The sequence below is a fragment of the Roseivirga sp. AWQ4_251 genome (genome assembly GCF_056158225.1).
On record NZ_JBSWSW010000001.1, the window covers coordinates 1,076,009 to 1,098,411 of the forward strand.

Consider the following 22,403-nt stretch of genomic DNA (forward strand, 5'->3'; position numbering starts at 1 on the left):
GAAGGGGCTGATTGATAATTCAATCAGCCCTTTCTTTTAATTTCAGAAGAAGTTAGTATCCCTCGGCTTTATCTTCTCCACGAGGATCGGCTCCGCCCTCAAGCCTACCGTCAGGCAATACCAGAATGGCATCTACACGGCCAATTGATCCAGTGGGTTTCATAACGTGTTCCATGTTCATCAACTTAGAAAGCGTTACGCTATCGAAGGCATTCGTTTCATAAGTTACCAAATCGGGAAGCCACTGATGATGGAACCTCGGAGCGTCAACCGCTTGTTGCATTCCCATTCCAAAGTCGATCACATTGATTACCGTTTGGAATACCGATGTGATTATGGTAGAGCCTCCAGGTGTGCCTACCACCATAAATAATTCCCCCTCTTTGGTAATAATGGTTGGAGTCATGGAACTCAACATTCTTTTTTCGGGCTGAATGGCATTGGCTTCTCCGCCCACCAATCCATACATATTGGGAACGCCAGGTTTTATGCTGAAGTCGTCCATTTCATTGTTTAGTAAGAAGCCAGCTCCACCTACAAACACTTTCGAACCCATACCTCCATTCAAAGTGGTGGTTACGGAAACTGCATTTCCCATGGCATCAATTACCGAAAGGTGAGTGGTTTCCATATGCTCAGCGGGAGCAGGAGTTCCTTCTGAAATATCAGAGCTTTTTGAGGCATGCGTATTATCGTAGTTTTTCATACGGTTGGTCATGTAATCCTTCGCAATGAGACCTTCAATAGGCACGTGATAAAAATCGGGATCGCCCAAGTGTTTAGCTCTGTCGGCATACACTCTTCTTTCTGCTTCAATAATTAAATGAGTAGCCTCTGGTGTGTGGAATTTGTAAGCACCAAGGTTGAATTTTTCAACGCCATTGAATAGTTGAGCTAAAGCAATACCACCGCTGGAAGGAGGTGGCATTGAGATAAAGCCATATTCGCGGTAAGTTCCCTCAATAGGCTTTCTCCATACGGCTTCATAGGATTCTAAATCATCGTGAGAAATAAGCCCTTTTCCTCTTTCCATTTCAGCGACAATAAGATCGGCAGTTTGGCCTTTATAAAAACCGTCTCTACCATTATCTCTGATCAATTCAAGGGTTTTTGCTAGTTCTGGAATGCTAACCGTATCTCCTTGCTTCCATTCTTGACCTTCTTCAGCCAGAAAGAAATTAGGCATAACCGTATTGAATTCCATGAAGGTATTTCTGTTGCCGTTCAAATTGGCTGCTTCTCTTTTGGTAAGTTTCCAGCCGTTTGCCGCTAAATCAATTGAAGGTTGAACCAGTTCTTCCCAAGCTAACTTTCCGTATTTCTTGTGAGCAGCTTCAAAGCCTGCAACTGAGCCGGGGACTCCAGCTGCCAAATGGCCTCTTAAACTCAAGCCGTCAATTACATTTCCGTTCTCATCCAAGTACATGTCGCGGCCACCAGCTTTAGGTGCTTTTTCCCGGTAGTCGAGAGCATCGGTTGTGCCATCGGCTAATCTTGCCACCATAAAGCCACCACCACCAATATTGCCAGCCCCTGGGTAAACTACTGCTAAAGCAAACTGTGTGGCTATAGCTGCGTCAATGGCGTTGCCTCCTTTTTCGAGTATGTCTCTTCCTATTTTAGAAGCAATGGGATGAGCAGAAACGACCATTGCATTGTTCGCAATTAAACCTCTGCCAGGGTAAGTTTTTTCACTGCCGTGTTTTTCTTGACAGGCTAAGACTGCGACTGCCAACAATGCTATGATCGCTCTTTTTATCATTGGAAATTATTTGCCAATAGTGGTTTCGAATAATTTGAGAATACGTTTGTATTCGTCTGTCCAGCTGCTAGGCGTGGTAAAACCGTGATTTTCCACGGGGTAAACAGCCATTTCCCAGTTGTCTTTACCTAATTCAATCAGCCTTTGTGCCAAACGAACTACATCTTGGAAGTGTACGTTGGTGTCAACCATACCGTGGGCGATAAGGAGATTTCCTTGTAGGCCTTCAGCAAAATAAATAGGAGAACTTCTTTTATAAGCTTTAGGGTCTTCCGTAGGCGTATTCAAGATGTTGGCGGTGTAACCATGGTTGTAATGTGCCCAATCGGTAACTGAACGAAGAGCTGCTCCAGAAGTAATTACATCCGGGTTTTTGAACATGGCGAAGAGCGTGATGAAACCACCATAAGAACCTCCGTACATACCAATTCTTTTTGGGTCAACTCCATGTTCTTTTGTTAGATATTTTGCTCCATCAATGTTATCAGAAAGGTCTTTTCCACCCATGTTTCTGTAAATACCAGTTCTCCAATCGCGGCCATATCCTGCACTGCCTCTGTAGTCCATGTCAAGAACGGTATAGCCTTTAGCCATTAATAGATTATTGAACATGAATTCTCTTAAATAAGAACTCCAACCATAATGGGCGTTTTGAAGGTATCCAGCACCATGAACGAAGATGACACCAGCGCCATTTGGCTTTTCTGGCTTGTAAAGCCTAGCATGCACGTCAGCTCCATCTTCAGCTTTGAAAGTAATCACTTCTGGTTTGTACCAGTCGTATTTTTTGAAACCATCTTGCAAGCTTTCTGTGATTTGAATCGCTTCTGCCCCTGGTTTATTGGCTTGAATATAAAGCTCGTCAGGATGGTTGGTGTAAGAATGAAGAATAGCAATGCTCTTTTCGTCTGGTGAAAGCGTTACATTGTTAAATCCATCCATTGAAGTAATTTGAGTAGGTTTTCCACCAGCAAGAGGCATTGAATAGAAATGCGTAATACCTGGGTGCTTCATGTTTGCAGAGAAATACCAAGTTTTACCATCTTGTGAAAGTTGAAGGCTATTTACCTCAAAATTGCCATTGGTTAATTGCTTGGTTAACCCAGTGGATAAATCGTGAGTGTAAAGGTGAGAATAGCCGCTTTTCTCAGATTGGAAGTAAATGGTTTTGTTGTCTGGCAAGAAACCAAGTACACCAGAGTATCCTTCGCTACCAATGCCTGGGCCTGCAATCCAAGCTTCATCTCTTTGTCTATCTATTTCGATCAAGTCTCCTGAAGAAGGAAGCAAGCGCATGATCCATCTGTCTTTGTTGTCTAATGAACCAAAGTGAACGATGCAGTATTTGCCATCTTTAGACCATGATATGTCATTAGCCGATACTGTTCTAGGTTTCTTCTCGTAACTTCTTTCTGGGTAATCTTTCGTATAGTCTGGTAAATCGGTAATGCCAGGAAGTTGCTTGCTGTCTAGAATGTAGAAACTATCCGCTTCAATATTGTAAATACCAATTTCGCGATGGCCTTGGTCTCCACCAACTTTTGGTCGGGTATTAATATCTGTCGTATAACCTGAATTGGTTACATAGTTCGGTACAACCGTTGATTTAGCAGGGTTTTCAGCTTCTACGCGAACACTAAAGCTCACAAATTTACCATCAGGAGATAGTTGTAGACCATAAAGGTTTTCGAACTCAAACTCATTCTTTCTTTCCTGAGATTGTTGGAAATATCTCTGCGCAGCAGAAGAGAATCTTCTTGGTGCATTTCTTCTTTCTCTCAAAATTTCAGAAGTAGAAAGCTGGTCATCGCTCAACCATTTGTCTTGCTCTCTGTTTCCTCCATCTCTCGAAGCACGAGGCGTTCTTGGCGAATTGTTTTCATTACCTTCAATTTTAAAATTGGTAAGCTGAGAGATAAGCCCAGAATTTGTGTTGATGGTGAAAAGGTTGTTGTCTGTAGTGAAAACAATCACAGACTCATCAGAATGAAACTGAGGATTGCTTTCTCGGCCAACGGTAGAAGTCAATCGGGTTTCTTTCATCCCTTTTATTTCCATTAAATAGATGTCGCCATTTCTTTCGAAAACAATCTTCGATTTGTCTTTATTGTAGCTGTAGTTGTTTGGAAAACCTTCGTCAGTATCTTCAGCTTCTTCTGGTTCGCCACCTTTCAGGCCTATTTTATAGTATGAAGATGCGCCATCTCCATTTGGGTTCCACATAAAGAAAACTGATTTGCTATCTCTAGACCATCTTGGTCGGGAAGGAGATATTCCTACAAACTCATCAGGTTCTTGCATGATTTCTTCTACTGTGAGGTTAGAAAGGGGTTTTTGCTGGGCAAAACCAACAAAACCGACAGCAACAAAAAGATATGCTGCTATAAAAAATCGATTCATTTTATTCATGTTTCGGCTGTTTTATTAATACTATTTGTCAGGTTGAATAGCTACAAGTTAAGCAATCTATCGGAGGGGAAAATAGCTAAAAATGAAAGAAGGCTTTCACTACTTTTTATAAGAGGTAAATGCATGAAGGTTTTTTGAATACCACTTTGGGAAGCTATTCCTTTTTTGGGAAGTATAGGTAAGCGCCTTTTGTTGTTTATATATGGAAAAACGACATAGGAAGTGGTAAAAGTGAAGCTTTTGGTTTTGGCACGATATAGGTTAAATGAAATCCGTCCCGAAACATGAAAAAGAAAATACTCATAGTTGAAGATGACTTGACCATTCAAAAACTAATGAAGTTTTTATTGGCTCCAAGTTACGAGGTAGTGGCCGTTAAGTCTAACGGTATGGAAGCACTTCTATGGTGGAGAGAGCATAGTGAGGTTGATTTAGTGATTACCGACATAGAGATGCCGTTGATGGGAGGCTTTGAGTTAATTAGGAGAATTAGGAATGCCGGACCTAGAGCCGGTATTCCTATAATTGTTGTGTCTTCTACCCAAGAAGATCAGGTAAGAAATATTCTTAATGATAAGAAAATCGAAGCTTTTGTGAATAAGCCTGTTGAACGAGATCTGTTATTGGGAACCGTTCAAAAAGTTATGGAAACCAGCCTTTTATAGGCCTTCATCTTCCATTTCTTTCAAATACCTGTAAATACTAGATTTTCCGATGTCCAGCTTTTTGGCGACCAAAAGAACGTTGTTGTCGTTCTTGTCTAAATAATGGCGGATGATCTTAAAAGTGTACTCGCGCAAAGTCATCTCGTTCATTAAAAACTGCCCTTCTTTTTCCAAAGAATTGAAAGTAATATCTTCAGCTTCAATGTGATTGTCTTCGCACATTACAGCGGCCAATTCAATTACTGACTTTAACTCTCTTACGTTTCCTGGGAAGCCGTATTTCAGCATCTTCGACTGAGCGTCTCGGCTCATGGAAATTTTCCCCAAATCATTGTCTTTAGCGAAAGAAGCCAATAAGTGTTTTGCTATCAGCAGTACATCGTTTCCTCGGTCGCGCAATGGAGGCAGTTCGATCGGAATTCCGAGTAGTCTATAATAAAGGTCTTCTCGGAAGTTCCCGTTTTTCACTTCTTCTGAAAGATTTCTGTGTGTGGCTACAAGCACGCGAGCATCAAATTTGATGACTTCGTTACCACCAATTCTGGTCAGTTCTCTTTCTTGCAAAACCCTAAGCAGTTTGGCTTGAAGGTTAATGTCCATTTCTCCGATTTCATCTAAGAAAATCGTTCCGCCATTGGCTTCTTCAAACTTTCCTTTTCTACGAGCCATAGCTCCTGTAAAAGCTCCTTTTTCATGGCCGAAAAGTTCGCTTTCGATCAGGTTTTCAGGAATAGCGGCAATGTTTACCGCCACAAACGGCTTCTGCTTTCTGTTGGAATTGTAATGAATAGATTTGGCCACAACCTCTTTTCCTGTTCCCGTTTCTCCTGTAATAGAAACCGTAATGTTGGTTTTTATCGCTTTCGCTAAAAGCTTAAATACTTTTTGAATAGCAGCACTTTCTCCAATGATGTTTTTTGAGAACTCGTACTTTTCTCCAATTTCTTCCCTAAGCTGAGTGATTTCTTTTCGAAGGGAAACATTGCGTTTAGCATTGCTAATTGCGTTTTGGAGCCTTTCCCTAGTTCTTTCGTCTTTGGTGATGTAGTCGTAAGCTCCTTCTTTCAGAAGGTCTACCGCAGTGTTGATATCTTCTTGTGAAGAAACTACAATCACGTTGGTTTCAGGGTTGTTGTTTTTAATGGCCTGAAGCACCTCGCCACCCGACATATCGGGCAAAGTATAGTCTAATGTAACCACCGTTGGGTTTTCATTTAGATGCGCAATGCAGTCCTTTCCTGTAGAAAACACCCTTACCACATGGTCAGGATTGAGTTCTGCAATGTACTTTAAAAGCTTTTGATATACGGGATCATCTTCCACAATGAAGATGGTAACATTTTCGGGTATATACTCCATTCAAATAGGGCTGAGGTACGCTGCTAAATTATCAATTAAATCCTCTTTAAAAAATTAGAAAGTTGCTAACACACTGATGATTTTAGCGATTGGGGAGAAGTTGCGTTAAGTTGAAAGTTATCCCCAAATTAGAGTGTTCAAGATTTTTTAGAGAGAACTAACTCTTTTAAGAATGGTTCGTGTCTTTCTTCCAAAATAGGATTTTCAACAAGCCGATATTGATAGCAATAATCAAGAAAAGTGCAGGCAAGCCGCCAAGGTTCGAAAGCATTTTAACTCCGTCAATACCCGCCATGCTCACCATAATAAAGGCAACCGCTCCAATGGTTAAGCCCCAAACTATTTTAATAAAAATGGGTGGAGAAGGCGTTTCTGGTGAAATTCCTGTGGAACTAATACCGCCCATAGCTTCAGTGTTGCTGTCGGCAGCTGTTACATATGATAAGAAGGCAGTAAATAGAAATACAACTGCCAAAATATTAGAAAGAGGTAAATCTTGAAAAATTCTATAAATAATAGATTCTGGGCCGGAATTGGCTAAAAGTCCTGTGAGATTGATGCCTTTATTAATCTGCATATCTATAGCTGTTCCGCTAAAAATCGACATCCAAATTAGGCCGAAAATACTGGGTAAAATCCAGTTGAAAATCATGAACTGCCTAACCGTATAGCCATAGCTCAAACGGCCAAGAAAAAGTGCAGTGATGGGCGCCCAAGCCAACCAATTTGCCCAATTGAACGAAGTCCAACTTTTTGGCCATGGATCGTTGGGGTGAATCACCGAAACTAAACTCATTTCTGGAAGATTTTTAAAATAGAGCAAAAGAGCCTTGAAGCTTTCGGAAAGAATTTCGCCTGTTGGACCAAAAATTAAAACGAAGACAGAAAGCGCAACAAAAATCTTAATGTTCAGATCGGAAAGAATCCGTATGCCTTTCATAAGGCCCGTAATAGCTGAAATCACAAATGCTGCAACAATCACTAAGGTGATTAGCAGTAAAAGTCCACTGGATTCATAGTTGAAAATGCTTTTGATTCCGCCAGAAAGCGTTAGAATGCCTGCACCTAAAGAGGCCGCCATTCCGGCTACCAAAGCATATAGGCAAATACTGTCTATACTTGTGCCCAACCATTTTTTCTTACCGGGCCTTACAAATGGGAATAAGGTTGATTTTAAGCTAAATGATCTTTTTTCATTGTAAAAGGCCAAGGCGAACATGATGGCTGGAATGGTGTAAATCGCATAAGGTGTAAAGGTCCAGTGGAGATACATAATACTGAGGGCATTGGTGCCAGACTCTGTGCTTTTGGCAGTAACTCCACTGAAAGAAGGTGGAGACGCAATGTGGTAAATAGGTTCGGCTGTTCCCCAGAAAATAATGCCCGTGGCAATCGTGGTACAAAGCACAATGGAAAACCATCTCCATTTGCTTAAAAATGGCTGAGCACTTTCTCCACCAATTCTTCTTTTTGAAATAGGGTGAAAGCAAACCAATAAGCATGTGAGCAGCATCAATAAAGTGCCAATGCTAAAAAGCCATCCGAATTTATCGAGTATAAAATCGTTGATCGCTTTAGTGCTTTCAAAGAATTCGTCAACATCTACCAAGCTGTAGATGAGCGCTGCCAATAAAAGAATAAATGGAGGCCAGAAAACCTGATGTCTGAAGGTGCTGAAAAGGTTTTTGGGATGTTTTCGGAGAGTGGAAATGGCTAAGGCTTTTTTACCAAGGTAAGCATTTTCGCTAACTACCAAGGTGTTTCTTACTTTCCGTGGGATTTGGTCAGCGAACTGAAATTTGAAGAAAATCAGCCGCTACTCATCATTTGAATAGCGGCTGATTTTGTTTGGCTTACTCGCCAGAAATGGTTTGTGCTTTTACTCCTTTAAAGGTGAGTTGAACAGGTTTGATATAACCGTTTTCGTCAAACTCCATTTTGTCTATACAGGTTTCTCTGTGGTGAGGATTATCAACTCCTTTTGGTCTTCTGTGGTAAACCATAAAATAGTCTTCCTTATTGGGTGAAATCAATACAGAATGGTGACCAGCGCCTGTTGCAACGGTTGAATCTTGTTGAAGAATCTTTCCAACGCGTTCAAAAGGGCCGGTTGGAGAATCGCCAATGGCATAAGCTACACTATAATTTGGCCCCATCCAGCCACCTTCGGACCACATAAAGTAGTATTTGCCATTTCTTTTAAACACGAATGGCCCTTCTACATAATTTTCAGGCGTAATTTCTTTGTACATTTCTCCATCTTCAAAAGGCTCTAAACTCAAAAGGTCATCGCTCAATTTTACGATGTTGCAATGTCTCCAACCGCCATAGTACATGTAGATTTGGCCGTCATCATCTTTAAAAACAAACTGGTCAATAGGTTGAGCTCCATTGTGAAATTCATTGATCAATGGTTTGCCCAAAGCATCTTTAAAAGGGCCAGCAGGAGTATCGGCCACAGCCACACCAATTCCTCCAGGTTCATCGTTGCTTTGAATGTCGTTGGCTGAAAAGAACAGATAGTATTTGTCGTTTGCGCCAATAATTGAAGGAGCCCAAAGCGAATAAGAAGCCCATTTCACATCTTTTACATCGAGCACGTGAGAATGCTTTTCCCAATTGGTTAAGTCTTTGGAAGAGAAAGCATTGAAGAAAGTTTGGATAAGGTACTGATCGTTGATGGCATTTGCCCTAACCGCCATTTGCTCAGGGCTAAATTCCGATGAGGTATCGGGGCGTTCATAATGATCAGAATAGGTTGGGTAAATCCAATATTCATCGTCAAAAATGATGGCTTCTGGATCGGCATACCAACCTGGAAACACGGGATTTCCAGCAAATTTTTCTTCTACTACTTCTGTTTTAGCTTCCTTTTTTGCTCCGCAAGAAAACAGGGCAGAGGAAAGTAAGCATAAATAAATAATGTGCTTGTTCATGGATTTAAGGTTGAGTTATTGCATTTCAAAATCGGAATTTGTTCAAAAATGAATCAAGAACCAACTTTAGGTCTAAGTTTAGCTGTGTACCTCGTTTTCTCTACAATTTTACTAATCCTGACCACATCTTTTGAGTGGCCTCAGGCATGCTATTGAATAGAAAGGTTTACTTTTGCCCTATGGTGTTTAAAGGTGATGAATTCGGTGTAAAAGAGAGGTGGTTTTTGCTTTTCTTACTCTTGCTCATCGTTGCCGCCCTTTTTGTCAACCTTGGGATTTATCCCTTGTATTTGGAAGAGCCCAGAAGAGGCCTAATTTCCTTAGAAATGTGGTTTCAAGATAATCTGTGGGTGCCTACACAAACAGGTGATCTTTACTATAGAAAACCACCTTTCTATAACTGGGTTTTACTGCTTTCATATCAGATTTTCGGCTTCGGGACGGAGTTGGCTACGCGTATAGTTTCTGTACTCTCTTTATTGCTTACAGGGCTCGTGATTTTCACCTTTCTGAGGAAGAAAACGGGAACTCGTATTGCGCTTTATGCCGCGCTCAGTTATGTGGTTTCCGTAGATGTTTTCTTCTATTTCAGCATGATAGGTGAAATAGATTTGTTCTATGCCTTGATAACTTTTTTGGTGTTCGTTTCCATTTATCACTTTGGGAAGCAGCGTAAATATTGGGCCATGTTTTTGGTCGCATATGGCCTTTCTGCCATTGGCTTTTTGACCAAAGGCCTAAGCTCTATTCCTTTTGTTGGCATTTCATTGATTGTCTTTCTGATTTGGGATAAGAAATGGAAGAAGATTTTCAGTTTAGAGCATATTGTAGGTGGCATGTTTTTCCTGTTGCTGGTGGGGGGCTATTTCTTGAAGTATGCTGAATATCAAGATGTAAATGGTTGGTATGCCACGCTGTTTTCCGAATCGGCCGATAAAGCTGTAGGAGGAAGGTCAGCATTTATTCAGCATTTGCTTTTGTTTCCGCTTCAGACTTTAGCCAATATTTTACCGGCAGCATTTTTCATCCCGCTTTTATTCTTGAAAGGGGTAAGAAGGTTGATTCGGGCGAACCAGTTTATGGTTTTTCTGACTTTGCTTTTTATGGCTAACTTCTTGATTTACTGGGTTTCTGTGGAGGCAAAATCAAGGTATGTTTATGCTCTATTTCCGCTTTTGATAACCGTTTTGATTTATGCCGCATCGGGTATTGAAAAGCCTTGGGTGAATAAGTATCTCAGAATTGTGGTCATCGTTTTGGCAAGTATTGGAACGTTAGCCTTTCCCGTTATGCTTTGGGTAAAACAGCTCGAAGTAGTCGATCATCTGTTGTATGTCGTATTAGGGCTTGAATTGCTAATGGCCATTTTTTGGTGGCTTTTTGTCAAACGGCATATCGACTTTTACCTCGCTATTATTACAATTTTCGTGATTTTCCGTTTGGGCTATTCGCTAACGGTTCCAGTTTCGCGCCAAAAAACTACAGGAGCTGCTGAAGATAAATCTTTAGGAATTCGAATGGCAGAAATCACCAAAGGTCACCCATTACATAGGGTAGGTGATATTCGCATGTCTCTAACCATTGTTTTTTACTTAGAAAGAGATCGCAAGGATGTAATTTCTCAAGTAAATGGGATCGATCAACCTGGATATTACTTTGTTTACACTCACGATTTGCCTTCAGTGGGTTATCATCTTATTGAGCAATTCCATTATCATGATGAACCTATCTATTTGATAGAAGTGGGGAATGAATGATTGGGATTTTATTCCACTTTTTAAGGAGGTAAACTGAAAAAGTAAGGCTCCCAGAAATCTAAGAGCCTTAAATATTTGCTAAAAGGCAAGGCTTAATCCACCTCTCCAAACCTTTCATCACCGCACATTCTTACCACTTTAGGTTCGAAAGTACCGAGTACATCGACCAATTCGGTTTGTTGAGCCATTACCTCATGGATATTTTTGTATACCTGAGGTGCCTCGTCCAAACCGGAACCGATCAAAGTAACTCCGGCTTTTTTGATGTGCTTTTTCACTTCCTTTTTAGAAAGCGTCTGCTTGGCTTTGGTTCTGGAAAGTACCCTTCCAGCTCCATGCGAAGCTGAATTGATAGAATCCACATTCCCTTTGCCTTTCACAATAAAGCCAGGTGAGGTCATTGAGCCTGGAATAATTCCTAAAACTCCTTCACCTGCTGGGGTTGCGCCTTTTCTATGCACAATGATTTCCTTTCCATCTGCACCTTGCTCTTTCCAGGCAAAGTTGTGGTGGTTTTCGATCAGTGCCAGTGGTTGCTCGCCCAAGGCAGCAGCGAGTCTGTCGTGGATTTGGTGGTGGCATGCCGAAGCATAATCACCAGCCAAATTCATGGCCAGCCAGTACTCCTGACCCGCTTCGGTGTCTAAATCCAACCAGGCCAGATGCTTGGCTTCTCCCGGTAACTTGGTCATATCCATGGCCAGCCTGGTGTAATGTCTCGCGATATTCGCACCAAGTCCCCTCGATCCCGAGTGGGAGAGTACCGATAGATACTTGCCAACTGGTAGGTTGAATTCATTGATCTCCGAATGGACTTCGGTAATGCCGAATTCCACAAAGTGGTTTCCGCCTCCGGATGAACCTATTTGCTTCCATGCTGTGTCTTTCAATGATTTCAATACATTGATTTCATTAAAAAGACCTCTTTCTAACACCTCATGATCTTTTGGTCTTTTAAATACCGCCTGACCGAATTTGGTGTTGTCCATCAGCATAGTTTTCAATTCATCAGTGTTTTGATGGACAAAAGCAGGAGGAATGTCATACATAGTCATGCACATTCTGCAGCCAATATCTACTCCAACTCCATAAGGGATCACTGCATTTTCAGTCGCCAGTACACCGCCAATTGGCAGTCCGTAGCCATGGTGTGCATCGGGCATCAATGCTCCGTATTTGGTCACCGGTAATTTCATGGCGATCTCCATTTGGTTGATAGCCCCTTGCTCAATGCCTTCCGCTCCATATATATTATATGGTATACGCTTTTCCCTTAAAGCCAATGTTTCATTGTGCTCAGTTTTGATGATCAGGGCCATCGCCACAGGACCCCAGGCTTCATGTTTTAAGTAAAGGCCAGGGTTTTCGACCACCTTTTTCAACATGGCTTTTTTATGAAGTATGGATTTGCCTTTGAAATGCTCTTCCATAGCCTTGATAGCTTCGCCAATGGCTCTGCCTTCAGGGAATCCGAGATTTCTCAGGTCTTTTCCGGTTAATTTTCTCGTTGCCATAATTTCCAACGTTTCTTCAGTCGTTTGTACTTATTTCGCTTGATGTGGTCTTTTAAATCGTCCACATCGTAGTTGTCAAGGGCTTGCATCATACCTTTTCGATACCAAGCAATCGCCTTGCTGAACTGACCTTGGGCTTCGGCTACTTTGCCTAGATTTTCATAAGCAAAGGTTTTGTTGAAGCCTTCTACCTGAATCGCCTTTTGCATCAGGTTTTCAAGGCCAGCGTATTTTTCGTTGTCCAGATAGAGCTGAGCTAAGTTCTCGTAAGCATATCGGTAATCTGGCTTAAATTTTATGGTCAGCCAATAGTGCTGTTCTGCTTTTTCGTTATTGAAAAGGTTGTACTGAAAAAGGCAAGCTATTCTAAAATGAAGTTTAGCATAGCCGGGTTCTTCATATAGCCCTTTTATAAACCAATTCTTAGCTTCATCATACTGGCCATTATCTATGGCCTGATCTGCCATCTGAATCATACTTTCTATGTATTCTTCGTAAATGTCCATTTTCGTTTGAGAAGGTAAATACCCCTCAGTCCTTCGGACAGCTCCCCTAAAGAGGAGCACAGAATCCGCAGCATTGGGAGGTATTCCCTCAGTTTATATGTAATTGTTTCATATTCGTTTTAGACTCCTCATTTAACGTCATTCCCGTGAAAACGGGAATCTCACCTATCATTTGGAGATCCCCGCCTGCGCGGGGATGACGTACTAATCAGATTAATCTTAAGTAGACCAACTACCTAGAGAAAATCTCTTTCAATTGGTCTACCACCTGGTTACCGCCAGACAGAGAGATGTTGTTGATTTTATCCGCAATACGTTCGATGTATTCCATCTCTTTCAACTTGAATAACATATCGTTGTCTTCCATCAATTTGGCGGTGTTCAATAAGCTTCTGGTAGAAGCGGTTTCTTCTCTTCTGGTGATTACGTTAGCTTGTGCCTGTTTCTGAGCCACCAATACCTGGTTCATGATGTTTTTCAATTCACCGGAAAGTATGATGTCCTTGACACCACAATCCCTGATTTCAATCCCCAATGTTTCGGCTTTGCTCTGTAGAATTTCACTCACATAGTCTGCAATCGCAGATTTTTGCTCTAGCAATTCGTCAAGCGTGTAGTTGCCAATGTATTCTCTCAAAGCCAACTGCATCAACACGTAGAGCTGCTTATCAGCTTCTTTGTTGTCGATGTGGAATTTCATAATATCCATCACTTTGTATTGGCAGTTGAAGTTGATTCTCAAACCAGCCTTGTCTTTGGTCAAGATTTCCTGACCAGAAACTTCCATTTGAAGTTTCCTCATATCGGCTTTCAACACACTGATGGGAGTTGCGTTTTTCCAGAAGTAGTAAGTGCCCTTATCTAGCTCTCTTTCAAACTTTCCATCGATAATCAAAAGCCCTTTTTCGTATGAAAAGACGGAGTAAACTCTAACATAATTCAACACTTGGTTGGTGGTGAGTACCGCCTTGCCGATGTCTTGCGTGATGTTGTGGTCACTCAAGTCTACTCTGGTGAAGGTGTATTCCACCAAACCTTTCCAGAACGCGTACTTTCCAACAGTCAAAACTTGTTTGAACTTACCATCAGCGTATTGAATGACAATCTCATTGTCTTTCACGTCCACCACTTCAAGCATCGATGCCAAGGCTTCGTCCTTTAAAAGGATGTTTAAGTTTTTTGAAGTGTTGAACTGCTCGGTAAGGTTGTAAACCATCACGGATTCCATTAGCGATATCCAAGAAGTGCCCGCTGTGATCACTTTGCGGTAATCGCCATTTCTAAAAACCAAACCGACTTTTCCTTCATTGATTCGTATTCTTTTCATTTCAGTAAAAATTTGAGGCTTACTTTAAAGGGTTGAATGTTTTGGAAGTCATCCTGAACTTGTTTCAGGATCTTCCTAAGCTGTCTATGAAAGACGGATTCTGAAACGAGTTCAGAATGACCGTTTATCATTGTTCAATCCTTTTGTCAAACCGCTGTTTAACATTTATTTATCGCTATTGGCCGTATAGTTTCTTCGTTAAGAAAGGTGGTGTTCAGCCTGCCATTTCTCTAAAGTGGGGCGCTTGTTGAGCCTGAATTCAGTATTGAGTTCCCGGTTTTTAAAGCGACTGTAAACCGAAGTTTTTAGCCAGTTTTAACTGTAGAAGTCAATACTTGCATCAAGCGGTATCCCAAACCACCCGAGCTTTGTCGAAATTTTCCTCGCTTGCCGAAGCAGGAGAGGGGCAAGCTGAACACGCCTTTCAGCTTATGGCATCGGTTTTTATAGAAGTACCGATGAACTTCTGATCAATAGAACCCAAATCTATCGCGTCTACCAATTCCGCCATTCCAGCCAATCTGGGCTAGAAGTGGGATTCGAACCCACATGATTGGGATTGCTGTTCTAACCAACTGAACTATCCCGACTGATCGGGAGGAGGATTCGAACCTCCGACCTGCAAGTGTGGAATATGTCACCAAGCAAAGTAGCATACCGAGACTTACCAGTTCGGCACTATGGGGCTATTCAGAAATCCTCATCAGGCCTTATGCCTGAGGATTATATTCCGTGGAAATGGTAGGATTCGAACCTACTGAGCCTTTGGCACTGGTTTTACAGACCAGCATAACTCTCCTACGTTATCGCATTTCCATTGAGGTCATTGTTCCTTTCAGCTGGCGATCAACCAATTGTTGGGTTCAATGACCCGCTATTTGCATTGGAGCTTTTTCAAACATCACAGTCCATCCCGAAGTATCGGGAGAAAGGCTGCATGTGACCCACGCTCCTCCCGATACTTCGGGATGATGGAGACACTCGTTCTGCCTCTCCTTTAGCTTCTTTGCCCCTTTGTCCTGTGGGTATTTCCCCTTGGTAAGGAGAAAACTTGGGGATTCTGGTTTTCGAGTCGGGAATCGGAATCGAACCGATGATGTCAGTTTTGCAGACTGAAGCCTTGCCACTTGGCTATCCCGACCATAAAAAAAGCCCGACCTTATGCAGATCGGGCTTTTCAATGCCGTGTGTACGGTATTGTCAAGTCATATTCTTCCCGATCTTATGTTGCAAAAGACATGTCTCACCTGTTCCAAAATCATAATGACTTTGATAATCATAGGGTGATAACCATGCGTTCTCTAATGGCATTTCTCTCTTCTGCATTTCTAAATTTTTTAAAACAAAAAACCCGAGCCATTTGGCTCGGGTTGTAAGTATCTTAATACCTGTAAAGGTTAACTTTTAATCCCGAACCAAAGCTTATCACAATCTATATAGCGCAGTGCACCAACTGGCTGTATTTTGTTGATATGTGATAATTGCTCTTTCATTTTTCTGTGGCACAAAGGTAGAAAAAGAGTTTTCTAATTTGCAAATGGTTGATTGTTAGGTCTTTAATTTCTGTACTATAATATAAAAAGTTAAATCTCTGAAAATCAATAGATTAGTAGGTGTAAAATTTTTTCAAAAAAAATATAATTTGATATTGAAATTTGTAAAACCGTTTATGCGGGTTTGTTAAGTTGGGGAGCTTTAAGTTAGGTTACTGGTCTGTGTATGAAATGTAGCGTGAAAAAAAGATAATAAATTTTCGGATTAACATAGAGCCAAATTTTTAATGTGGCGGTCTATGCAAGTAAACTCAAATTTTTGTGTTAGCATTTATTAGCTATGTTTTAAACACTAGATTTTTCATTCCAAAAGTCAACAATACTTTTGGTTATGGTACTTTTATTGTCAAAAAACTGGTTAATATATAGGGATTCTTGTTTATCAAAATAATAAAACTCAATAGTGTCCACTTTTATATTTTCCTTTATAATTTTCATTATGTGAGAATCATTATTCGGAGATAAACCTATGAATGTTATTTTTCCTTCTACAGATTTGAGTTGATTAACAGAATAATCAATTGAAAATTCTAAATCAGGCTCTTGTGTCTTTAAGATAATAGCTTCATAAAGGTTTTTTACTATTTCATTATCCGAATTTTTCCATTCTTCAATTTGACTAATGATTTCAGGATTTTCTTTCATTCCTTTCGCAAACTTCTCTATTCCTGAATTTGCTAATTGAGTTTGATTTGCAGAGAAAAGTTTAAATGCTCCTGAACTTCCAGTGATTGCGTTTGAAAATGTATGTTCAAATCCCTTAATGACTGGAGTTTTTTCAGCAGGCTTATCAGATAATCGATTTCTAAAACTATTAGAATCATAAACTGGGTCAAGCACATGAAAGGCTCCGTGTAGATATAATACATTTCTACCAATTGCTAACTCTACATTCCTGTCATAATTTGTTGTAAAAACATTATCAAAAGAACTGATGTATTCCACAACTTTAGCAGGGAACTTTAAATACAGTTTATTAATTTCTCCTTTGTTAAATATAGAATCTAAAAAAAGTCTACGTAAAAACTCTTGAAAATAATATCGTTCTGGGTTGGTGATTTTGTTTTTTCTACAGTGTAATTCATTTAGCAAAAAATAATATTCAAAACCTATATCTGAAGTAGAGACGTTTTTTGAGTAGTTTCTTTTGAAACTTTCCAATTCTTCCTTTTCATCATTTAGTACTGCTAATTGGTCATAGTCCCCATTTAAAAAGTTTGGGACTGATGAATGTAGGATATAAATCCATGTTTCAATTTCTTTTGTGTAAACTTCAGGCGAAAAATCGCCAGTTTTCAAATAGAGTAAAGCTCTTTCAACAATGCTTCTGTTTGTATATTCAAATCCACCGAACTGAATGTCTATTCCATTTCCTATTATTATACTATTCATTCGATTGTTTCTTGCTCGTTCTCAACACGTTTATATGCGGAATTTGCCAAAATCTTCCGCAATAACCTATTCTCGCAATAGATATAGCATCATTTTTTCCTTAATTACTCATATTTGGGAAGTGCTTAAGTTTCCTTGGATTTGGTGGTTGTTGCGGAGCTGTGGCTCTTAGGCTTAAAAGTACACACCAAGGTAAATCCCGAAGCTTTGGAGTTTAGAAGTAGGAGAGAACGAGCAATTACTTATAACTATGGTTGAGGTTATTTTTTTAACCACTCAATGGCATTTTCAGACATTTTTTTATAGTCGTGGCCTACGTTTTCTATGGTGTCCAATTCCCACTTAAATGTCCAATTATTCTTGTTCTGCAGTTCCTTATTCGCCTTAAAAAAGGTTGTTCCTCGTTCCAGTCTATGTGCCCCTTGTTCCATTGCCAAATCTGTTGTTCTAAAAGTGCCTAAACTTGGGTCGTTATCTAATTCTCCCAAAAGAACAACCAATCTCTTTTTGTAAGCTTTTTGCAAATCTGTTTCTGTATTTTTTACTCCATAGGGGAATTCAAGATTCTCGTTTGGTAAACTGTAAAACCCAGAATTTGCAGCGATGGCCGTTCCAATTCTCGCTTCAGGCATCAACATTACCATTCTGTGAACAAACTGTCCACCGGCAGAATGGCCAAAAATATCGTACTGTTCGTTCGTGATATTATTAACCGATTTAATGTGGTCAAAAATGTTTTCAATAACCGAATAAGCCCACTCACTTTTGGGGTTTTCAGTTCCGAAAAAGGAGAATAAATTTCCCTCTTGGTAGTCGTTAGTCGTGTATTTTGAAAATTTGTTTTCGAATTCAGGTGCTACGATAAGTAGGTTATTGTTTTCGGCTAGCTCAACCCAAGCATCGAGGTAATCATCTGCATTGCGCCCACCACCGTGCATAACAAACACTATTTTATCTTGGTTCTGCCAATGATCGGGTTTATAAGTCCAAACTTTGATTGACTTTCGCTCGCTGTTCTTATGGGCATAGATTACGAATGAGCCTTTTCCTGCGCTTAATTCATTTGGTTCTGTAATTTTAGGTCTTTTAGGAAGCACATAGAGATAAATATAGCCCCCGGCAATAAGTAAGATTAGAAAGGAGAAAAAATAAATTAGTGCTTTACCTAGAATTCTAAAAGTTTTGTTCATTTCAATTTCTGGATGTTGTTAAAAATTAACCTTAACATGTTTATGTAAGTAGTTTGCCGAAAAGTTCCGCAATACGCTTCTTTTACAACAATCATAGCATTTGGCTTACTTGAATTCTTGATGCTTTTGGAATGGTTATCTTCACTAAAGTTGATTGAAGTAAATATGTTCTTTAAAAAGTGTTTTTCTTGCATAAGGTGCTTTTCAGTAAGTGGGGTAGTGCTTTTGGGTTGAATTCAGTTTTTACCAATAATGGTTCTGCGAAAAATGGAAGTGTCATGTTCGGATTGAGGATGTACTAATTTGGGTGTAATAATGAAAAGTAAGAGAATAGCTTTTTCATAGAAGCTGGTTTTAGTCATAGTATTTGCCTAAAAAATCTCTGTTCTAGTTATTCTATAAATCTATCTTTTTAAAATTATTTTATGGAATGTTTTTGTGTTTTTCGCCTAGCCAAACATGGCCCTTTTTGAACGAATAATACTCGGTAGCTTTTCCAATTGGTTGGTTGATGGCTGTGATTCGGTGTGGTTTTTTTAATGCCTTTTCAAATGCTCTTTTAGCTTCTTCATAATCGGCTAAGGTAGCAAATAGCGTTGGGTCTCCTGGTTCGCTATTGTCGAATTGATCTTCGTCTAAGCGGTGTTCCCAATTGAAACTTGCCACTTTGTTTTCCAATGGGCCATAATGTTGCGGAAAAAGTTTTTTGGCCCCATGGGGATTGAAAAAAGTGTCTTGGTAAAAATCTAATGCATCGCCAATGGCACAAACTACTCTAGAATTGGAGAAGCGGGGTTCGAAAAGCCAAATTTTGAGATAGTAGTTTTCGCCAAGCTTGTTGAGCTCCTTTTTCCAAGCATCATAAATTTCGAAGAGTCCGTTTAGGATTTTCCTTTTTGTTTTGCCAGTTGGTTCTGGAATTTGGCTCTGTCCTAAAAATAGGAAGGCTACAGTAGAACAAGGAATAGTCTATGAGTGGAGCAGAACTCGTACCGAGACTTCGGTAGGAGGCTGGGAAGTAGCCCAAAGCCCAATTCTACGAACCACCATTACCGAGAAACGCCTAACAAAAAGAGGTTACGAAGGCCTGTGATCTATTATCAAAAAGTGAAGATCTGATCTGATGAGCCGCTCAGTACGAGACCCGTACGCTGGGTTGTGCGTCCCGAGGCATCGGGAGGCGCACCGTGGGCTTATGACTTACGGCCGTCTACTCGATTGGCGCATCGTGCTTTTTAACTTTCGTCAATTTCTCCACATTTTTCCAGTCCCGTCAAAATTCTCTAAAATAAAATTCAAGTCGTTGTTTAATTCTTCTGAAACCGTCAGTCCTAAGTAAAATGTCGCTCTTGATAAACCAACATACAGATATTTTAAAAGTAGGTCGTTTGATAAATTTTGATTTTGCAGTTCGTCAAGATTGTGAAAGAAAACGGCTTCAAATTCTAAACCTTTGATTTTGTCAATTGAAAAAATTCTAACTGTGTTTTTATCGCCTAATACTTCGCCATTCCTGCAAGCTTTAACGAGAATTCCAACGTCCGACAATGTGTCAAGATTTCCAAGTTTATTAGCAAAGCCTTCAAGCTGACTTTCATTAGGTAAGAAAATTGCAATTGATGGGATTGAATCACCGTAGGCTTTATAAATTTCAATTATTCTCTCAGCTATCCAATTAAGCTTTTCATCTTCATCGTCAGACACAAGAATTAACGGTTTAGGTTCGGCTTCATCTTTTTCAATGTATGATTTGTAATTCGCCTTGTTTCCTGTTGATTTTTCGTAAATAGCTTGTGCCAATGAAAGTAAAGTCGGGCTTTGACGATATGAAACTTCTAAGTCTTTTCTTTCTGTTCCCGTTACAACACTTGAAAAGTCTTCCCATGAAGTCAAACCGTTATTGGTCATTCTTTGCATAATATCACCTGAAAGTGTTACCGATGATAATTGAGGATGTCTAAAGCTGTTTATTGCAATAAGGTCAATTATTGAAAAGTCAGTTGCTTCATCTATTCCTATAACTGGTTTGCAATGATTTTTGAAGGCTGTTAAATAAGGATGATTTAGGCTATTGAATTGTCTTTGGAAGCCTTTTGAAAGACTGAAACAAACACTATTTGTAAAATGAAGAAGAAGTGCCTGTTCATCAGAATGGATTCTGCTGTTTTTATCCTTTTTTACCAATTCATCTAAAATTTGCAAATCCCAATTCTTATTCTTTGTCGTTAATTGTTCTCGTCTGTGTTTTTTGTAAGTCATTGGTATTTCTCTCAACACATTAGCTAAAACACCTTTTATAATTCTTTCAAAGAATTTTTTAAAAAAAGCGGTTTGACCAATTTGGTCGTATTCATTCTGTTGTTCAACTTCTGGAATTAGTTTCAATAGTTCTCGGTCACGTTTACTAAATTTTGTGTTCCTGTCAAATTTCTTTAACGCTTGCTTACGACAGAGTGATTTTAACTTGGTAAAAAGTTCTCTTTCAAAATCAAAAGCGGTTTGTTCTTCTTTCTCTTCAAAATCTTCTAACTCAATTTCTGTATCATCGTCATCATCATCTTCTGTATCTTGGTTGGAGTTTTTCCACTGATTCAGAGTATCAGAAAGGGCGGTAGCCCTTTCTAAATCCTTTGTAATTATTACTTGAATCCTGCCTGCAACTTGTTTTATGAGGGAAGAATATTCTTCAGCGATTGTTTCTGATTCAGTTTTATATGTTTCATTTAGGTTTAAGAACAGTCGGATTAACTCATCAATATTTTTGACGTTCTTCCTGTCGTTAAGGTATTTTTGGATTGATAAGCCTGTATTCTTCCATTTGAATGGTGATACATCTATTTCGGTAATTTTGTTTAGCTTGTCTTTTTGAAAGTCTAAATAGAACTTGTTTAGCCCCGAAACAATTCTCTGCACGTTCTTGGGCTTATTTGCAAACAGACTTTTTCCTTGCGATTTATTATAAATCAGAAACGGTCTTTTGGTTGCCGTGTCAACAAGTTTGTATGCTTTGACAAGTTCGTTTTTATGAGAAGCCCAAACCTTAACTCTTTCCGTGTCGGCTGTCAACTCTTCCATTTTCATGCTATTCCGAAGGAAAAGTGCAAGCAATTCATTTGGAGAATAAAAAATCCAACTTGTTTTTTGATTAAACAGTATGTCTTTTTGGTTTTGGTTTAAGGTTGTATATTCTTCAATTGAAGATGAAATGAGAAATTTAATCCTTTGTATGAGTGAAGTAGTTTTTCCTGTTCCTGGTCCACCATTAATAATCAGCGAACCGTCAAAAATTTTAGAGCGTTTTATTGATTCCTGAATTGGGTCTAGAATTGGTTGATAACGTAATTCTGCATATTTCCTGATAAATCCTTGAGCTTTGTTAAGGTATGTTTTCATTTCAGCTTCCTTGTCTGCAATACGCTGAATTAATTGGTGGGCTTCTTGGTCAGTTGCCTGCTCTAATTTCTCTTTTTCTTTATCTATCTCAATTTGTAAGGATAAAATTTTTGAAATATTCTGAAAAGAATGGGTCTTACTGTCACCAGCAAGCTTGATTAAAATGTCGGTTGCAAATTCTCCGTCAGCGATACTAGGATTGTAGCTTGCTCGGTTAAAAATTTCAATTTCAATTTTACCTTGTGGTGTTTGATATTGGTGTTTGCCTTCATGAAATTGAATCAATAGTCCACCTAGTTTAGAATCTCTTGGAACTGGGAATCCGTCACCTTTGTAGGTTGACGTATTTGAAAATCCTGTTTCAGGAATTAGATTACCATTTATGTCTCTTTGAAATTGAACGACTGTTGCTTGTTTGTTAATAAGCCAAAATTGCTGCTCTTCTTCATGATACAATGTCATAGAACGACCAACCGCATTGTTTGTCGCCCCAACAGATATTTCCAAGTCTCTGTGTCGTTTTATGCTTTTCGCTATGTCTTCAATTTTTTCCTTCATTGATTAGATTTTGAGTATCTATGATGTTCCGTAGGTCGTTTTTCAGCATGAAACACAACACGTTTATGTGAGGAATTTGCCT

At 39.6% G+C, this 22,403-nt stretch carries 14 protein-coding genes and 3 tRNA genes; 2 read left to right on the forward strand and 15 right to left on the reverse strand.

Annotation, left to right across the window (positions count from 1 at the left end; translation table 11 throughout):
* Nucleotides 1-52 precede the first annotated feature (52 nt).
* Both ggt and ACXACJ_RS04855 read right to left on the reverse strand, forming a co-directional pair.
* Nucleotides 53-1,762, reverse strand: coding sequence for a gamma-glutamyltransferase (gene ggt, locus ACXACJ_RS04850; RefSeq protein ID WP_475133146.1), 1,710 nt, complete (start codon nt 1,760-1,762; stop codon nt 53-55).
* A gap of 6 nt (nt 1,763-1,768) precedes the next feature.
* A complete protein-coding gene (locus tag ACXACJ_RS04855; protein ID WP_475133147.1) occupies nt 1,769-4,162 on the reverse strand; it encodes a S9 family peptidase in 2,394 nt (797 codons plus the stop codon).
* Between the two features lie 293 nt (nt 4,163-4,455).
* On the opposite strand from ACXACJ_RS04855, the gene ACXACJ_RS04860 reads away from it, so the two are divergent.
* Complete coding sequence (locus ACXACJ_RS04860; RefSeq protein ID WP_475133148.1) at nt 4,456-4,836, forward strand: response regulator; 381 nt, start codon at nt 4,456-4,458, stop codon at nt 4,834-4,836.
* Here ACXACJ_RS04860 and ACXACJ_RS04865 read toward each other — a convergent pair.
* The 3 genes from ACXACJ_RS04865 to ACXACJ_RS04875 form a co-directional block, all read right to left on the reverse strand.
* Nucleotides 4,831-6,195 (reverse strand): sigma-54-dependent transcriptional regulator, encoded by a 1,365-nt coding sequence (locus tag ACXACJ_RS04865; RefSeq protein ID WP_475133149.1) that lies wholly within the window; start codon nt 6,193-6,195, stop codon nt 4,831-4,833. The genes ACXACJ_RS04860 and ACXACJ_RS04865 overlap by 6 nt on opposite strands.
* A gap of 166 nt (nt 6,196-6,361) precedes the next feature.
* Nucleotides 6,362-7,951 (reverse strand): BCCT family transporter, encoded by a 1,590-nt coding sequence (locus ACXACJ_RS04870; protein WP_475133150.1) that lies wholly within the window; start codon nt 7,949-7,951, stop codon nt 6,362-6,364.
* Between the two features lie 97 nt (nt 7,952-8,048).
* The gene (locus tag ACXACJ_RS04875; RefSeq protein WP_475133151.1) at nt 8,049-9,131 is read right to left on the reverse strand and encodes a glycoside hydrolase family 43 protein; all 1,083 of its coding nucleotides are present in this window, start codon (nt 9,129-9,131) and stop codon (nt 8,049-8,051) included.
* Between the two features lie 146 nt (nt 9,132-9,277).
* On the opposite strand from ACXACJ_RS04875, the gene ACXACJ_RS04880 reads away from it, so the two are divergent.
* Nucleotides 9,278-10,888, forward strand: a complete 1,611-nt coding sequence (locus ACXACJ_RS04880; RefSeq protein ID WP_475133152.1) for an ArnT family glycosyltransferase — start codon at nt 9,278-9,280, stop codon at nt 10,886-10,888.
* 92 nt (nt 10,889-10,980) lie between these two features.
* Here the strand turns inward: ACXACJ_RS04880 and ACXACJ_RS04885 are convergent, their stop codons facing one another.
* The 10 genes from ACXACJ_RS04885 to ACXACJ_RS04930 all read right to left on the reverse strand — a co-directional run bounded on the left by ACXACJ_RS04885 (nt 10,981) and on the right by ACXACJ_RS04930 (nt 22,321).
* On the reverse strand, nt 10,981-12,402 hold the full coding sequence (locus ACXACJ_RS04885; protein ID WP_475133153.1) for an RtcB family protein: 1,422 nt from the start codon (nt 12,400-12,402) through the stop codon (nt 10,981-10,983).
* Nucleotides 12,384-12,908, reverse strand: a complete 525-nt coding sequence (locus ACXACJ_RS04890) for a hypothetical protein (RefSeq protein WP_475133155.1) — start codon at nt 12,906-12,908, stop codon at nt 12,384-12,386. Before ACXACJ_RS04890 ends, ACXACJ_RS04885 begins: the two co-directional genes overlap by 19 nt.
* A 232-nt stretch (nt 12,909-13,140) precedes the next feature.
* Entirely contained in the window at nt 13,141-14,235 is a 1,095-nt protein-coding gene (locus tag ACXACJ_RS04895; RefSeq protein ID WP_475133156.1) for a slipin family protein, read from the reverse strand.
* Nucleotides 14,236-14,757: 522 nt separating this feature from the next.
* A tRNA-Gly gene (locus ACXACJ_RS04900) sits at nt 14,758-14,822 on the reverse strand.
* 146 nt (nt 14,823-14,968) lie between these two features.
* Nucleotides 14,969-15,051, reverse strand: a tRNA-Tyr gene (locus ACXACJ_RS04905).
* 254 nt (nt 15,052-15,305) lie between these two features.
* Nucleotides 15,306-15,376 (reverse strand) — tRNA-Cys (locus ACXACJ_RS04910).
* A 697-nt stretch (nt 15,377-16,073) separates the two neighbouring features.
* Nucleotides 16,074-17,180, reverse strand: coding sequence for a hypothetical protein (locus ACXACJ_RS04915; protein ID WP_475133157.1), 1,107 nt, complete (start codon nt 17,178-17,180; stop codon nt 16,074-16,076).
* A gap of 260 nt (nt 17,181-17,440) precedes the next feature.
* Nucleotides 17,441-18,370, reverse strand: a complete 930-nt coding sequence (locus tag ACXACJ_RS04920; protein WP_475133158.1) for an alpha/beta hydrolase family protein — start codon at nt 18,368-18,370, stop codon at nt 17,441-17,443.
* 423 nt (nt 18,371-18,793) lie between these two features.
* Entirely contained in the window at nt 18,794-19,048 is a 255-nt protein-coding gene (locus tag ACXACJ_RS04925; RefSeq protein ID WP_475133159.1) for a hypothetical protein, read from the reverse strand.
* Nucleotides 19,049-19,615: 567 nt separating this feature from the next.
* Entirely contained in the window at nt 19,616-22,321 is a 2,706-nt protein-coding gene (locus tag ACXACJ_RS04930; protein WP_475133160.1) for an ATP-binding domain-containing protein, read from the reverse strand.
* Between the last annotated feature and the right edge of the window lie 82 nt (nt 22,322-22,403).

Excerpts from the sequence above, each read along its gene's own strand:
- ggt (WP_475133146.1), bottom strand. The coding sequence starts at position 1,762 with ATGATAAAAAGAGCGATCATAGCATTGTTGGCAGTCGCAGTCTTAGCC.
- ACXACJ_RS04855 (WP_475133147.1), bottom strand. The coding sequence starts at position 4,162 with ATGAATCGATTTTTTATAGCAGCATATCTTTTTGTTGCTGTCGGTTTT.
- ACXACJ_RS04860 (WP_475133148.1), top strand. The coding sequence starts at position 4,456 with ATGAAAAAGAAAATACTCATAGTTGAAGATGACTTGACCATTCAAAAA.
- ACXACJ_RS04865 (WP_475133149.1), bottom strand. The coding sequence starts at position 6,195 with ATGGAGTATATACCCGAAAATGTTACCATCTTCATTGTGGAAGATGAT.
- ACXACJ_RS04875 (WP_475133151.1), bottom strand. The coding sequence starts at position 9,131 with ATGAACAAGCACATTATTTATTTATGCTTACTTTCCTCTGCCCTGTTT.
- ACXACJ_RS04880 (WP_475133152.1), top strand. The coding sequence starts at position 9,278 with ATGCTATTGAATAGAAAGGTTTACTTTTGCCCTATGGTGTTTAAAGGT.
- ACXACJ_RS04885 (WP_475133153.1), bottom strand. The coding sequence starts at position 12,402 with ATGGCAACGAGAAAATTAACCGGAAAAGACCTGAGAAATCTCGGATTC.
- ACXACJ_RS04890 (WP_475133155.1), bottom strand. The coding sequence starts at position 12,908 with ATGGACATTTACGAAGAATACATAGAAAGTATGATTCAGATGGCAGAT.
- ACXACJ_RS04895 (WP_475133156.1), bottom strand. The coding sequence starts at position 14,235 with ATGAAAAGAATACGAATCAATGAAGGAAAAGTCGGTTTGGTTTTTAGA.
- ACXACJ_RS04915 (WP_475133157.1), bottom strand. The coding sequence starts at position 17,180 with ATGAATAGTATAATAATAGGAAATGGAATAGACATTCAGTTCGGTGGA.
- ACXACJ_RS04920 (WP_475133158.1), bottom strand. The coding sequence starts at position 18,370 with ATGAACAAAACTTTTAGAATTCTAGGTAAAGCACTAATTTATTTTTTC.
- ACXACJ_RS04930 (WP_475133160.1), bottom strand. The coding sequence starts at position 22,321 with ATGAAGGAAAAAATTGAAGACATAGCGAAAAGCATAAAACGACACAGA.